The 13461-nt window shown below is 66.2% G+C and carries 13 protein-coding genes; 6 read left to right on the top strand and 7 right to left on the bottom strand.

The genetic code is table 11. From position 1 onward, the window contains the following. Positions 1 to 87: 87 nt before the first annotated feature. The gene (queC, locus tag AAG801_RS09720; protein ID WP_341888207.1) at positions 88 to 792 is read left to right on the top strand and encodes a 7-cyano-7-deazaguanine synthase QueC; all 705 of its coding nucleotides are present in this window, start codon (positions 88 to 90) and stop codon (positions 790 to 792) included. On the opposite strand, the gene AAG801_RS09725 is transcribed toward queC, so the two are convergent. Continuing rightward, positions 774 to 2594 (bottom strand): ABC transporter ATP-binding protein/permease, encoded by a 1821-nt coding sequence (locus tag AAG801_RS09725; RefSeq protein ID WP_341888208.1) that lies wholly within the window; start codon positions 2592 to 2594, stop codon positions 774 to 776. The genes queC and AAG801_RS09725 overlap by 19 nt on opposite strands. A gap of 275 nt (positions 2595 to 2869) precedes the next feature. Between AAG801_RS09725 and AAG801_RS09730 the strand changes: the two genes are divergently transcribed. The 4 genes from AAG801_RS09730 to AAG801_RS09745 all read left to right on the top strand — a co-directional run bounded on the left by AAG801_RS09730 (position 2870) and on the right by AAG801_RS09745 (position 6944). Continuing rightward, the gene (locus AAG801_RS09730) at positions 2870 to 3886 is read left to right on the top strand and encodes a putative 2-aminoethylphosphonate ABC transporter substrate-binding protein (RefSeq protein ID WP_341888220.1); all 1017 of its coding nucleotides are present in this window, start codon (positions 2870 to 2872) and stop codon (positions 3884 to 3886) included. Positions 3887 to 3908: 22 nt separating this feature from the next. Beyond that, a complete protein-coding gene (locus AAG801_RS09735) occupies positions 3909 to 4982 on the top strand; it encodes an ATP-binding cassette domain-containing protein (RefSeq protein WP_192195069.1) in 1074 nt (357 codons plus the stop codon). Between the two features lie 10 nt (positions 4983 to 4992). Then, positions 4993 to 6708, top strand: coding sequence for a putative 2-aminoethylphosphonate ABC transporter permease subunit (locus tag AAG801_RS09740; RefSeq protein WP_341888209.1), 1716 nt, complete (start codon positions 4993 to 4995; stop codon positions 6706 to 6708). 92 nt (positions 6709 to 6800) lie between these two features. Continuing rightward, a complete protein-coding gene (locus AAG801_RS09745) occupies positions 6801 to 6944 on the top strand; it encodes a hypothetical protein (protein ID WP_341888210.1) in 144 nt (47 codons plus the stop codon). A 40-nt stretch (positions 6945 to 6984) separates the two neighbouring features. On the opposite strand, the gene AAG801_RS09750 is transcribed toward AAG801_RS09745, so the two are convergent. Next, positions 6985 to 7437, bottom strand: coding sequence for a GNAT family N-acetyltransferase (locus AAG801_RS09750; RefSeq protein WP_341888211.1), 453 nt, complete (start codon positions 7435 to 7437; stop codon positions 6985 to 6987). Between the two features lie 98 nt (positions 7438 to 7535). Here AAG801_RS09750 and AAG801_RS09755 point away from each other — a divergent pair, with 98 nt between their 5' ends. Further along, positions 7536 to 8804: an MFS transporter gene (locus tag AAG801_RS09755; RefSeq protein ID WP_341888212.1), complete on the top strand. Its 1269-nt coding sequence runs from the start codon at positions 7536 to 7538 to the stop codon at positions 8802 to 8804. Positions 8805 to 8827: 23 nt separating this feature from the next. On the opposite strand, the gene AAG801_RS09760 is transcribed toward AAG801_RS09755, so the two are convergent. From AAG801_RS09760 to AAG801_RS09780, 5 genes are all read right to left on the bottom strand, one after another. After that, positions 8828 to 9157 carry a hypothetical protein gene (locus AAG801_RS09760; RefSeq protein ID WP_341888213.1) on the bottom strand — a complete coding sequence of 110 codons (330 nt, stop codon included), beginning with the start codon at positions 9155 to 9157 and terminating at the stop codon, positions 8828 to 8830. After that, on the bottom strand, positions 9154 to 9588 hold the full coding sequence (locus AAG801_RS09765; protein ID WP_341888214.1) for a hypothetical protein: 435 nt from the start codon (positions 9586 to 9588) through the stop codon (positions 9154 to 9156). Before AAG801_RS09765 ends, AAG801_RS09760 begins: the two co-directional genes overlap by 4 nt. Positions 9589 to 9659: 71 nt before the next feature. Continuing rightward, entirely contained in the window at positions 9660 to 11294 is a 1635-nt protein-coding gene (locus tag AAG801_RS09770; protein ID WP_341888215.1) for a hypothetical protein, read from the bottom strand. 129 nt (positions 11295 to 11423) lie between these two features. Then, a complete protein-coding gene (locus AAG801_RS09775) occupies positions 11424 to 11807 on the bottom strand; it encodes an energy transducer TonB (RefSeq protein WP_341888216.1) in 384 nt (127 codons plus the stop codon). Positions 11808 to 11868: 61 nt separating this feature from the next. After that, complete coding sequence (locus AAG801_RS09780) at positions 11869 to 13287, bottom strand: PLP-dependent aminotransferase family protein (RefSeq protein ID WP_341888217.1); 1419 nt, start codon at positions 13285 to 13287, stop codon at positions 11869 to 11871. Positions 13288 to 13461: the final 174 nt, after the last annotated feature.

Genomic DNA, 13461 nt, shown 5'->3' on the forward strand with positions numbered 1-13461 from the left:
AAGCCGCCGAACAGGGCGGCTCGCAGCCGCATCGAACGGCTGCGAAAATCACGCATTTGCACTACAACGGCCCCGCCGTTGACGGACATGCCCCTGCACACCACCGCCCTCGTTCTGTTTTCCGGCGGCCAGGACTCGGCCACCTGCCTGGCCGAGGCCCTGTCCAAGTACCAGCGGGTCGAAACCCTGGGCTTCGACTACGGCCAGCGCCACCGCGTCGAGCTCGACGTGCGCGGCACCGTGCTCGCCAAGATCCGCGAGCGCTTTCCCGAATGGGCGCCACGCCTGGGCGAAGACCACGTGCTCACGCTGGCCGCGCTGGCCCAGCTCGGCGGCTCGTCGCTCACCGAAGAAGTCGCCTTTGCCATGCAGGCCGACGGCCTGCCCAACACCTTCGTGCCCGGGCGCAACCTGCTGTTTCTCACGCTCGCGGGCGCGCTGGCCTACCGGCGCGGGCTGCAGGTGATCGTCACCGGCGTCTGCGAAACCGACTTCTCGGGCTACCCCGACTGCCGCGACGACACCATGAAGGCGATGCAGCTCGCGCTGTCGCTCGGCCTGGAGCGCCGCCTCGTCATCGAGACGCCGCTCATGTGGATCGACAAGGCCGAGACCTGGGCGCTGGCCCACCGCCTGGGCGGCCAGCCGCTGGTCGACCTGATCGTCGAAGAAACCCACACCTGCTACCTCGGCGACCGCGAGCATCGCCAGGCCTGGGGCTACGGCTGCGGCGAGTGCCCGGCCTGCGAGCTGCGCAAGAAGGGCTGGGAGCGCTACGTCGCTGCGGGCTGAGCAGCGGTAGCGGTAGCGGTCTCGAGCCGGTAGCGCGCGCCGCCGCTCGCGCTTTCTTCCTGCGGCACCAGCGTCCACCGCTGGCCATGGAAATCGCCCACCGCCGGGCGGTGCGCAATCGACACCATCGCGCCGCCGCCCGCCCGTACCGTGTCGGCGAGCCGCTGGTAGAGCACGGCTTCGGCCGGCGCATCGAGCGCGCTGGTCACTTCGTCGGCGAACAGCCAGGCCGGCTTCTTCAGCAACACCCGCGCGATGGCCAGCCGCTGCTGCTCGCCGCCCGAGAGCTTCTGGCTCCAGGCATCGCTGTCGTCGAGCCGGTTCACGAGGTCGGGCAGCAATGCATCGACCAGCGCCTGTCGCAGCTGCTCATCGCTGAAGCCGGCGGCTGGGTGCGGGTAGGTCAACGCTTCGCGCAGCTTGCCGTCGGGCAGGTAGGGGCGCTGCGGCATGAAGACCGCGTCCGCCGGGGCCTGCACCTTGCCACTCGCGAACGGCCAGATGCCCGCGAAGGTGCGGAACAACGTCGACTTGCCGCTGCCCGAGGGGCCTTGCAGCAGCACGCTGTCGCCGGGACGCACCGCCAGCGCGGCGCCGGCCAGCAGCTGCGTGCCGTTGGGCAGCGCGACCGTGAGGCCGGTGGTGTCCAGTGCGGCGGCGTTGTCGTCGCGCTCCAGGCCGACGTCGCGTGCCGCGTGGGCGCGCATCGCGTCGTCGAAGCTGATCAGCCGGTCGGTGGTGGCGCGCCAGACGGCCACCTTGTCGTAGTTTTCGACGAACCAGCTCAGCGATTCCTGCACCTTGTCGAAGGCCGATGAAATCTGCATGAGGCCGCCCAGCTGAATGGCGCCGCTGAAAAAGCGCGGCGCCGACACGATGAACGGGAAGATCAGCGACGCCTGCCCGAACATCGCGGTGAACGTGACCAGGTTCTTCTGCTGCTTGATCAGCTGCAGGTAGTTGCGCAGCACCGCACCAAAGCGCACGTCGAGCTGGCCGCGCTCCACGGTCTCGCCGCGGTCGAGTGCGATGGCTTCGCTGTACTCGCGCACGCGCACCAGGTGGTGGCGGAAGTCGGCCTCGAAGCGCTGCTGGCGGAAGTTCAGCCCGATCAGCGGCCGGCCGATGAAGTGCGTGATGACCGTGCCGACCACGCAGTAGACCAGCGCCAGCCACACCATCGAGCCGGCCACTTGGTAGGTGCTGCCGCCCAGCGACAGGTCGAAGGTGCCCGACAGGCCCCACAGGATGCCGATGAAGCTCAGCAGCGTGACCACCGCGTTCATCAAGTCCATCGACAGCGTCATCGTGGCATTGGTGAACATCTGCATGTCTTCCTGGATGCGCTGGTCGGGGTTGTCGGGCGTGGCGCCGTCGGCCTGCGCGTAGCGCGCCAGCTCCAGGTGATAGAAGGCCCGGTCGGCCATCCAGCGGCCGAGGTAGTTGCGCGTCATCCAGGCGCGCCAGCGCAGCTGGAGCATCTGCGTCACATAGAACTTCAGCACCTGGATCGCGATGTTGAAGAAGGCCAGCACGGCGAACACGCGGATCTCGCGCCAGAAGACCGTCGCATCCTTGTTCTGCAGCGCGTCGTAGAAGCGGCCGTACCACTGGTTGAAGAGCACCAGCGCGTACACATACGCCAGGTTCAGCGCGACGATGCCCGCGAACATCAGGCGCGCCCGCCATTTCTCTTCGTCGGAGTTGAAGTAGGGCGCCGCGAGCCGGAACACGCGGCGCACGACCTGGACGAAGGTGCCGGCACGCGCGGCGATGGTGGGCGATGGGGCAGAAGATGACATGCAGATTTCCTCGCAGGCGCTCGTGCGCCAGACCTCGTGGGGAGCCCATCGTAGACAAAGCTTCCTTAGACGGGGCTGAAGCCGCCCGCGTCACCCCGTCGACATGACAGCCGTGTGACGCCCGCGGCCGCGCTGTGGCATCTCTGTGTCATGTGACAAACCTTTGTCACATAGCGCTGCGAGCATCGCTGCGTTCACGGCCCCGGCCGTGTTTTCTTTTTGCGTACACCGCCGTTCTTACCTCGAGGGAATCTCCCATGCTGCATCGTCGTCTGATGTGGGCCGCCGTGCCCGCCGCCCTGTTCTCGCTGGCTTTTGCCGCCTCGGCCCAGGGCCGCACCGAGCTGCTGGTCTACACCGCGCTCGAAGCCGACCAAGTACAGGCCTACAAGGCCGCCTTCGAAAAAGAAAACCCGGCCATCGAACTGAAGTTCGTGCGCGACTCCACCGGCATCGTCACCGCCAAGCTGCTGGCCGAAAAGGCCAACCCGCAAGCCGACGTGGTGTGGGGCCTGGCCGCCACCTCGCTGATGCTGCTGGACAAGGAAGGCATGCTCCAGCCTTACGCGCCCAAGGGCCTGGAGGCCATCAAGCCCACCATGCGCGACACCGCCAACCCGCCCAAGTGGGTCGGCATGGACGTGTGGTCGTCGGCCATCTGCTTCAACACTGTTGAAGCCACGAAGAAGAGCCTTCCCAAGCCCACCAGCTGGGCCGACCTGACCAACCCGGTCTACAAGGGCCAGATCACCATGCCTAACCCCGCTGCCTCGGGCACGGGCTACCTCATGGTGTCGGGCTGGATCCAGATGATGGGCGAAGACAAGGCCTGGAAGTACATGGACGCGTTGCACCAGAACATCGGCGTGTACAGCCTGTCGGGCAGCAAGCCCTGCCGCCAGGCCGGCGCCGGCGAGTTCGCGCTCGGCATGTCGTTCGAATACCGCGCCAACAAGACCAAGCGCGACGGCGCGCCCATCGACATCGTGCTGCCCAAGGAAGGCCTGGGCTGGGACATGGAAGCCACCGGCATCATGAAGGCCAGCAAGAAGCAGGACGCCGCCAAGGCCCTGGCCGACTGGGCTGTGACCAAGCAGGCCAACGAGCTGTACGCGAAGAACTTCGCCGTGCTCGCGCTGCCGGGCATCCAGGAAAAGCTCGAGTTCGTGCCGGGCGACGTCGAGAAGCTGCTGGCCAAGAACGACTTCAACTGGGCTGCCGCCAACCGCGACCGCATCCTGACGGAATGGTCGAAGCGCTACGACGCCAAGGCCGAAAAAAAGCCGATGTGATCGGGACTCCGGGTAGCCGCACATGACCAGCTTTCTCTCCCTTCGCGGCATCGGCAAGTCCTTTGGCGCCACGCGCGTGCTCGACGGCATCGACCTGGACATCGAGCCCGGCGAGTTCGTCTGCCTGCTCGGCCCCTCGGGCTGCGGCAAGACCACGCTGCTGCGCATTGTGTGCGGCATCGAGCGCGCCGACAGCGGGCAGATTCTGCTCGGCGGCCAGGACATCGCGGGCCTGCCGCCCGCGGCGCGCGGCTTCGGCGTGGTGTTCCAGTCGTATGCGCTGTTTCCCAATCTCACGGCGGCACAGAACATCGCCTACGGCCTGCACCCCACGGGCGCGCTGGCACGCGAGATGGCCAAGCGCTCGCGCGAAATGCTCGACCTCGTCGGCCTCGCCGCGCATGCCGACAAGTACCCCGTGCAGCTCTCGGGCGGCCAGCAACAGCGCATCGCCCTGGCGCGCGCCCTGGCGCCCAACCCGCGCCTGCTGCTGCTCGACGAGCCGCTCTCCGCGCTCGACGCGCAGGTGCGCGCCACCTTGCGCAGCGAAATCCGCGCGCTGCAGAAGCGCCTGGGCATCGTCACCATCATGGTCACGCACGACCAGGAAGAAGCCCTCTCGATGGCCGACCGCGTGGTGCTGATGCACAACGGCCGCATCGAACAGGCCGGCACCCCCGACGAGCTGTACCGCCAGCCGCGCACCCGCTTCGCGGCGGGCTTCGTGGGCCGCATGAACATGCTGCCCGCCACCGTGCTGGCCGGCGGCAAGGTGCGTGTGCGCGACAGCGAACTGTTCTGCGCACCGGGCAACCTCAGCGTCGGTTCGCAAGCCACCGTGGGCATCCGGCCCGAGCATGTGGTGGTGAAGCGCTTCGGCTCCGAACTCGGCACCAACAGTTTTGCCGCACGCCTGCTCGACACCGAGTTCTTCGGCAACCGCACCTCGGCCCGTCTGGCCTGCGAGCCGCTGGGCATCGAGATCGAAGCCGAGCTGCCCGCCGATGCGCGCAGCGGTGGCGAAGAGCCGCTGGTGCCGAGCAGCATGGTGCACATCCAGCTGCCGTTGAACGCGCTGTCGGTGCTGGCGCAATGACAAGACACGCATGAGCAGTTCTCCCGACGCCATCGCCGTCCGGCCGGTGGCGATGCCGCGTGCCGGCCACTTCGACCGCGAACGCTGGCTCACCCGCGCCGCCGTGGGGCTGGTCGTGCTGCTGCTTGTCGTGATCGTCGCACTCCCCGTCGGCGCGTTGGTCGGCCAGAGCTTCTACGACCGCGCGGGCGCGTTCGCAGGCCTGACCAACTTCGCGCGCTACTTCGAGAACCCCGCGCTCGTGCAGTCGGCCTTCAACAGCGTCGCCCTCGCGGTGATCAGCGCCGTGCTGTGCACCTCTATCGCCTACGTGTACGCCTACGGCCTCACGCTGTCGTGCATGCCCGCCAAGGGCCTGCTGCGCGCCGTGGCGCTCATGCCGCTGCTCGCGCCCTCGCTGCTGCCGGCCATCAGCCTGATCTACCTGTTCGGCAACCAGGGCCTGTTCAAGGGGTTGCTGGGTGATGTGTCGATCTACGGCCCGCTGGGCATCGTGCTCGGTTCGGTGTTCTGGACGCTGCCGCATGCGCTGCTGATCCTCACCACCGCCATGGCCACGTCCGACGGGCGTTTGTACGAAGCCGCGCAGACGCTGGGCGCCTCGCGCTGGCGCATCTTCCGCACCGTCACGTTGCCGGCGTCGCGCTACGGCCTCATCGTGGCCGCGATGGTCGTGTTCGTGCTCGTCATCACCGACTTCGGCGTGCCCAAGGTCGTGGGCGGCCAGACCGGCGTGCTCGCGACCGACATCTACAAGCAGGTGGTCGGTCAGCAGAATTTTCAGATGGGTGCGGTGGTCGGCCTCGTGCTGCTGATCCCGGCGGTGCTGTCGTTCCTCGTCGAGCGCCGCGTGCGCCGCAAGCAGGCCGCGGCGCTGTCGGCGCGCGCCACGCCGTACCAGCCAGAGCCCGTGAAGTCGCGCGACCGCGCGCTGCTCGTGTTCTGCACGCTCACCGCCATCGCCATCGTCGTGATGATCGGCATGGCCGTGTTCGCCTCGCTTGCCAGCTACTGGCCCTACAAGCTCACGCCGTCGCTGAAGAACTACGACTTCAGCAACATGGACGGCGGCGGCTGGGGCAGCTACAGCAACTCGCTGCGGCTCGCGCTGTACGCGGCCGTGGCGGGCGCGCTCGCCACCTTCGTGTCGGCCTACTTCGTGGAGAAGCCGCGCCACTTCGGCCTGCTGCGCGAGCTGCTGAACCTGCTGGCCAACCTGCCGCTTGCGGTGCCGGGGCTCGTGCTCGGCGTGGGCTACATCTTCTTCTTCAACGCGGCGTCGAACCCGTTGCACGGCATCTACGGCGGCATGACCATCCTGGTGGTCTGTACCGTGGCGCACTTCTTCTCGGTGGCGCACCTCACCTCGCTCACCGCGCTGCGCCAGCTCGACCGCGAGTACGAGCTGGTGTCCGAATCGATGGGCGTGCCGTTCTGGCGCACGCTGTGGCGCGTGCACCTGCCGGTGGCGCTGCCCACGGTGCTCAACGTGGCCGGCTACTTCTTCGTCAACGCGATGACCACCGTGTCGGCCGTCGTGTTCCTCTACTCGCCGCAGACCACGCTGGCCGCCATCGCCGTGCTCAACATGGACGACGCCGGCGACGTGGCGCCCGCCGCCGCGATGGCCTCGCTCATCATGCTCACGGCTGCCGTCGGCCGCGGCCTGTTCGCGCTGGCCGGGCATGGGGCGCTGAAGCGCACGCAGGCCTGGCGGCAGCGGTGACGAACTGCGCAGCTGCCTGACAGCGGCGGCGCCATGCCGATTGGCGCCACGTCCGACTTGACGCGCGATGTTGCAGGCTTAGCATGCGCCGCATGAGAAGCACAGCCTTTGTTCTTCTGTTGTGTCTCGGCCTGCTGACAGCGGCCTGTGACGGCAAGCGCAAGCCCGGTGTGCCGGTGCCGAAGGCCTTGTCGTCGAGCGTCGTCGTCGTCATGCCCGCGCCGTTCGTGGGCTGAGGCTGCCGGGCGTTGACGCGCACCGGCCACGGGGTACGTCTCAGGACGGGACGTACGCCAGCACTTCATCGCCCGCTGCATCGAATTCGCCCGTGGGCTTCCAGCCCAGGTGCCGGTAGAACCCGTGCGAGCGCACCTGCGGATCGGGCGAGCAGCCCAGAAAAAGCCGCTGGAAGCCGAGCCCCTTGAACTCGTCGACCATCAACGCGAGCAGCGCCTTGCCGATGCCCTGGCCTTCGTGCGCAGGCAGCAGCGCCAGCACGGCGACCTCGCCGGTGTCGCGGTCGCCGAAGCAATAGCCGGCCAGCTCGCCGTCGACCAGCGCGACATGGCCGGGCCGCGAGCCATCAGCGATGCTGGCCTGCCAGCTTTCCAACGTGATGCCGAGCGCCTTCAGGTCTTCGACTGAGAAAGCGTTCTCTCGTGTCCGGCCGCGCAGTTCGATGCACGCGGGCGTGTCTTCAGGCACGGCCTGTCTGTAGGTGATTTGCATGCGTTGGGTTCTCGAAGGCGTGCGCAGCAAGCGACGCAGCCTTCCGCGAGAATGCCACACGACATGCGCCGCCCGATGCATGCGTGGAGACAAAAAGAATGAAGACGACACACGACACAGCCATCGTCCACCAGCCCGACTCGCGCTACGCCATGGTGCGCCTGGCGCTCACGCTGCTGGTCATGACGGTCGGCAGCAGCGGCATGTACGTGGTGTCGGTCATGCTGCCCGCCGTGCAGGCCGAGTTCGGCGTGGCGCGCGCCGATGCCTCCATGCCCTACACGCTGCTGATGCTGGGCTTCGGTTTCGGCGGCGTGCTCATGGGCAAGCTGGCCGACCGCATCGGCGTGATGAAGCCGCTGCTGATGGGCTCGGTCTTTCTCGCGGCCGGCTACATCGCCACGGGCCTGTCGCAAGACATCGTGTCGTTCACCATCGCGCAGGCGCTGCTGGTCGGCCTGCTCGGCAGCTCGGTGGCCTTTGCGCCGCTGGTGGCCGACACCTCGCTGTGGTTCGTCAAGCGGCGCGGCATCGCGGTGGCCGTGTGCGCCAGCGGCAACTACCTCGCGGGCGCCGTGTGGCCGCCCATTGCGCAGCACTTCGTCGAGCAGGTGGGGTGGCGCCAGACCTACGTCGGCATGGGCATCTTCTGCGGCGTGACGATGGCGCTGCTCGCGCTCTTCTTCCGCGCACGGCCGCCGGCACTGGCCGAAGCGGCGCCGGTGTCGCACGTTGCGGGCAGCACCCTGGTGCGCGACATGACGCGGCCCTTCGGACTGAGCCTGGGCACGGCGCAGGGCCTGCTGTGCGTGGCGGGCGTGGCCTGCTGCGTGGCGATGGCGATGCCGCAGGTGCACATCGTGGCGTACTGCGGCGACCTGGGTTATGGCCCGGCGCAGGGCGCGATGATGCTGTCGCTGATGCTGGGCTTCGGCATCGTGAGCCGGCTGGTGTCGGGCGCCATCTGCGACCGCATCGGCGGGCTGCGCACGCTGATGCTGGGCGGCCTGCTGCAGTGCGTGGCGCTGCTGCTGTTTCTGCCCTTCGACGGGCTGGTGCCGCTGTATGTGATCTCGGCGCTGTTTGGGCTGTTCCAGGGCGGCATCGTGCCCTCGTACGCGATCATCGTGCGCGAGCACTTTCCGCCCAAGGAAGCCGGTGCGCGCGTGGGCACCGTGCTGATGTTCACGCTGTTCGGCATGGCACTGGGCGGCTGGATGTCGGGCAAGGTGTTCGACCTGACGGGCAGCTATCACGCGGCCTTTTTGAATGGCATCGGATGGAACCTGGTGAACGTGAGCATCGCGGCGTTCCTGTTGTTCAGGGTGAGCCGGATGCGGCGGGGTGGGGTGGCGGTGGCGGCTTGAGGATGCGTGGCCACGGCCGACTCTCAGTGGCGAGTGGCCGCGTCTTGCTGCGTGTCACTCTCTTGGACGACTTCCAGTTCATCAGCAAGGAAGTCGCCCAGCCAGACCGAGATACCGTCGCCGTGGGAACTCTCAACCACATACCTGTCAGGCAGACCGGGCGCTGACAGCACATCGAGCAAGGTTCCAATGTCTCCAGGAGCAGGAGGCCGTTGGTTGACGCCCCATCCGTCATAGACATCAGCGGGTCCGAGCAGCTTCAAGACGCGCACGACGGCGAAGGGTTTCAGTGGTTTGTCCACGGATTGCGGTTCGTTGGTGATGTGATGCACTTCGAACGGGCACAGTTTCACCGGGAATCCGGATTGAAGAGCGCAGCAAAGAAGCGTCGAATCAATCGGTGAATCTCGAAGTACAGGAAGATCGCGAATGCGGCGACACAGAGTGCGGTGCCACCTTCAGTGGGTCCGAGCAGCAGTACGAACAGGCCGATGACGAAGAGGCAGATGCATGCAAAACGAACGCCTGTCCGAGTCGCCCGCTCGCTCTCTGCCTTTTTGCGCGCATCTTCGTTGGCGCGTTGCACTTGCGCTCCCACGTCGGCCGCCGTCGCTCGAATCTCTTCGCGAATTCCACTCGGGTTGCGTCCGCTCAGAACGATGCGAAGCGCATTGCCAGCCTCCTCCGAGAGGCTGTCGCCACGGGTAACGAGGAGATACGAGAGTTCCTCGTCAGTCATTCTGGAGTAGCGATCCAGAAAGTACGCTGTTTGTGCTTCTTCCAATTTCAAAACTCCTGGCTTGAGTCGACCTCTTGGCGGAATTCAATCGCTCGATTTCAACTCAGGCGGTTGGGCTATGGAAGGACGCGTTCTGCACGCCAGGTCTTGCCGCCATCCAGCGAGACCATGAACCTACCGTTCAAGCCGACATAGCCGATTTTTTCCGTGCCGCCCAGTGCGACGAGGGCGCCGCCGATGGTCTTTGGCGAACCAGCCAAGGACCATGTATGACCGGCGTCGTTGGTTCTCCACACGGACTGTTCAATCAGCTCCGGATCAAAAGCCGCCCTGGAGTCGAGACGAATGACATAGCCGACTTTCTCCGAGACAAACAGCAAGCTGCCATTGGCCCAGTTGAGATCGCCACGCCTTTCCCAGCTCTTGCCATTGTCCTGGGAGGTCGTGAAGTAGATGCCCGTCATCGGAATGCCAGCAAAGCGGCCGACGCTTCCATCGTTCAGGGAGGCCCAGTTGGAAGGAACGTTCTCGTCGCCCGAGGAAACATCCCTCCAGACCGGATCTGCGCTGCTGTATTTGAGAACCTCTGTCTTGCTCTGAAACCCTCCCACGGCAACAAGCACCTGACTGCTTGCTTCGAGAACATATCCGCGCACGTCGTTCATTGGGTTCGCAAAGAGTGCACGGGGTTTCGAGAACTGTTCCTTCAAGGGACGGTCTGCCGCAGCGTCGAGAGAAAGACCGAGAAATCGATCGCTCGTTTGAACCACAACGAGTGCATCGTTGCTGCCTGGTAGCGGCCCGACGTGAATGACGGACGAATCCTTGACCGGCAACGCGATCGACTCCCAACTGCCCGTGGCTGTGCGACGCACCATCAAGATGCCATCGTCAGAGCCCGCATACAACTCGCCGCCACGACCTACATACAAGGACCGAATCGGCAGGGAGGTCGGCGTCTGCAGAAATGACCAAGTCCCTTGTCTACTTCGCACGGCGATTTGACCGAACGATTCACCGAACAGAACGCTGCCATCGGACCGCAGCGACGGTGATGAAGCCCGCATGGTCAATCCCCGGGACTCGTCATGGATCTTGCGGCGTGCGCGAAGCCGGTCACCGTCGCTCCATCCCAAGACCGGCCGCTCACTTAACTGATCACGCAGCGTTGGATTGAGGCGCTGAAGGACGGCTCGTCTGTCAAAGAGCGCCTCCGGAGCGATGCCCCACCGAAACTCCCGCGACTCGACGGGATAGTGCTTGCGTATGAACGCGACCGTGCCGAGATCGGTCAGCTGGCCGGCCGCAACTGCGAACCCTGGAAGCGCATCGGAGGCATCGGCGAAGTTGGTAAGGGTGGCCATGCCTGAGGCTGAACTCTCAACGCTGTGGATCTCATATGTTCCGGCAGGCAGCGCACCCACAAAAAAGCTGTGGTTTTCGATGGAGTCGGAACGATTCGAGAGCGACGTCAGGTCCGAAGTCTCCAGGTTCTTGACCCAGAGTCGGGACCATTGACTAAAGTACGTGGAGACCCGCGCGCGATTGGACGTCATCTTCAGAGAGACCACGCCCTGTGCGGAGGTCAACTGCAGCGAGCTCGGCGCATTCCTCGCTCGCTCTTCAGGCGAGATCGGCGATATCGCACATCCGCTCAAGAGAAAACAAGCTGCCAACCAGGACGCGATCGTGAGGCGAAGCAATGAGCTCTTCGGATTCTTGGCTGTCGCTTGTCGAGTGAAGTTAAACATCGTTCTTTTGATCGGGCCGAAGCCCTTGCTCGTTTTGAATAGGGGCCTGTCAGATACAGAACCACCCGGTGCGGCTGGACGATTGCAGGCTGAAAAAAAAGCACCTGCCCAGAGCCTTCTCCACCGCCCCTAATTCATCGTCGGCTGCTGCGGCGGCGACGTGATGAAGAACCGGATCGGCACTTCCCGCCACACCACCGTGCCGTCGTCCGGCGTCGGCTTGAAGCGCCATGTGCGAACGGTCTCGACGGCCGAGCGGTCCAGCCGTGCGTGGCCGCTCGGTTCCTTCACTTCGACGCTCGCCGGCAGGCCGTCGGGCGTGGTGCGCACGCGCAGCAGCACCATGCCTTGCTCTCCGTTCATCCGCGATTCGGCCGGGTAGGGCGCGTTCGCGTTGGGCGGTTGCGGCGACCACTCGCCGGGTGTCGACGGCGGTGCCGCGCAAGCCATCAGCAGGGCAGCGGTGGCGCCCACCATGAGCGCGCGGGCGAAGGGCCAGGGTGAAGTCTTCATCGCGTCTTCCTGTTTGAATTCAAGGCGAACCGGCCGAGTATCGGCGACACCTTCACCGGCCTCAGGCCGCGTCCGCGACCAGTCGGCCCAACGTCTGCAAGGCCTGCTCGCTGTGCGCATCCCACGCATGCCCGTAGTTCAGCCGCAGGCAGTTCGCGAACGCGCGCGTCGCCGAGAAGATCGGCCCCGGCGCCACACTGATGCCACGCTCCAGCGCCAGGCGATGGATCTCCAGCGCATTCACCTGCGGCGGCAATTCAACCCACAGGAAGTACCCGCCCAGCGGCCGCGTGGCGCGCGTGCCCGCCGGAAAGTAATGCCCCACGGCCTGCGCGAAAGTGGCCTGCTGCATCGCCAGCGTCTGGCGCAGCTTGCGCAGGTGCTTGTCGAAGCCGCCCTTCTCGAGGTAGTCGGCCAGCGCCAGCTGCGCGGGCACCGAGGTGCTGAGCGTGGTCGTGAGCTTTTGACGCGCGACCTTGCGCGCGAAGCGCCCGGCCGAGGCCCAGCCGATGCGGTAGCCGGGCGCGAGGCTCTTCGAGAACGACGAGCAGTGCAGCACCAGCCCCTGCGTGTCGAAGGCCTTGGCCGGCGGCGGACGGCGCTCGCCGAAGTAGAGCTCGGCGTACACGTCGTCTTCGATGAGCGGCAGTTCGTGCCGCGCGAGCAGTTCGACCAGCGCCTTCTTCTTCGCGTCGGGCATCAGGCTGCCGAGCGGGTTCTGGAAGGTGGTCATGAGCCAGCAGGCGGTCGGTTGGTGCGCGGCGATGGCCTGCGCCAGCGCGTCGAGGTCGATGCCTTCGCCCGGGTGCGTCGGCACCTCGATGGCGCGCAGGCCCATGCGTTCGAGCGCCTGCAGCGCCGCATAGAAGGTGGGCGATTCGACGATCACCGCATCGCCCGGCCGCGTCACGGCCGAGAGGCAGAGGTTGAGCGCTTCGAGCGCACCGTTGGTGACGACGATCTCCTCGGCCGGCACCGGCAGGCCGTCCGCCAGGTAGCGCAGTGCGATCTGCCGGCGCAGGGCCGCGCTGCCGGGCGTGAGGTCGTCCACGGTGCGCCACGGGTCGAGCGACTTGGCGCTGGCCGCCATGAACTGGCCCAGCCGCGCCAGCGGAAACAGCAGCGGGCTCGGAAAGGCCGAGCCGAAGGGCACGACCTGGCGCGACATGCTGGCTTCGAGGATGTCGAACACCTGGTCGCTCACGTCGAGCGCGCGCGGACCCTCGGCGGGGCGCGAGGTGAGGGTGGTTTCGGGCGGCGCGTCGCGCAGGCCGCCGCCGGCCACGTAGTAGCCCGAGCGGTCGCGCGCGCGCACGAGGCCGCGCGCTTCCAGCAGGTAGTAGGCTTGGAACACGGTGGAGGCGCTCACGCCGCGGCTGCTGCCCGTGTGGCGCACGGAGGGCAGGCGGTCGCCGGTCTTGAGGGTGCCGTTGCGGATCGAGGCCTCGATGTCGGCGGCCAGGGCTTCGTAACGCTTCATCGGGGTTTCATCGGGGGGCCGTTGTCATTCGCGGGGACTCTAATCTGATATGGTGAATCGAGCTGGATCTGCATCTGTTTTTTTTGCCCCGTTTGCGCGACAGTGGACCCATGTTCAATCTGATGCGCGCGGTGCGCGCCGTACTCTGGAGCTTCATCGGGCTGGGCGGCCGCC

Source organism: Variovorax sp. YR752 (genome assembly GCF_943372545.1).

What these genes read in the sequence shown, in the direction of transcription:
- queC (WP_341888207.1), top strand. Translation starts at nt 88, where the DNA reads ATGCCCCTGCACACCACCGCCCTCGTTCTGTTTTCCGGCGGCCAGGAC.
- AAG801_RS09725 (WP_341888208.1), bottom strand. Translation starts at nt 2,594, where the DNA reads ATGTCATCTTCTGCCCCATCGCCCACCATCGCCGCGCGTGCCGGCACC.
- AAG801_RS09730 (WP_341888220.1), top strand. Translation starts at nt 2,870, where the DNA reads ATGTGGGCCGCCGTGCCCGCCGCCCTGTTCTCGCTGGCTTTTGCCGCC.
- AAG801_RS09735 (WP_192195069.1), top strand. Translation starts at nt 3,909, where the DNA reads ATGACCAGCTTTCTCTCCCTTCGCGGCATCGGCAAGTCCTTTGGCGCC.
- AAG801_RS09740 (WP_341888209.1), top strand. Translation starts at nt 4,993, where the DNA reads ATGAGCAGTTCTCCCGACGCCATCGCCGTCCGGCCGGTGGCGATGCCG.
- AAG801_RS09745 (WP_341888210.1), top strand. Translation starts at nt 6,801, where the DNA reads ATGAGAAGCACAGCCTTTGTTCTTCTGTTGTGTCTCGGCCTGCTGACA.
- AAG801_RS09750 (WP_341888211.1), bottom strand. Translation starts at nt 7,437, where the DNA reads ATGCAAATCACCTACAGACAGGCCGTGCCTGAAGACACGCCCGCGTGC.
- AAG801_RS09755 (WP_341888212.1), top strand. Translation starts at nt 7,536, where the DNA reads ATGAAGACGACACACGACACAGCCATCGTCCACCAGCCCGACTCGCGC.
- AAG801_RS09770 (WP_341888215.1), bottom strand. Translation starts at nt 11,294, where the DNA reads ATGTTTAACTTCACTCGACAAGCGACAGCCAAGAATCCGAAGAGCTCA.
- AAG801_RS09775 (WP_341888216.1), bottom strand. Translation starts at nt 11,807, where the DNA reads ATGAAGACTTCACCCTGGCCCTTCGCCCGCGCGCTCATGGTGGGCGCC.
- AAG801_RS09780 (WP_341888217.1), bottom strand. Translation starts at nt 13,287, where the DNA reads ATGAAGCGTTACGAAGCCCTGGCCGCCGACATCGAGGCCTCGATCCGC.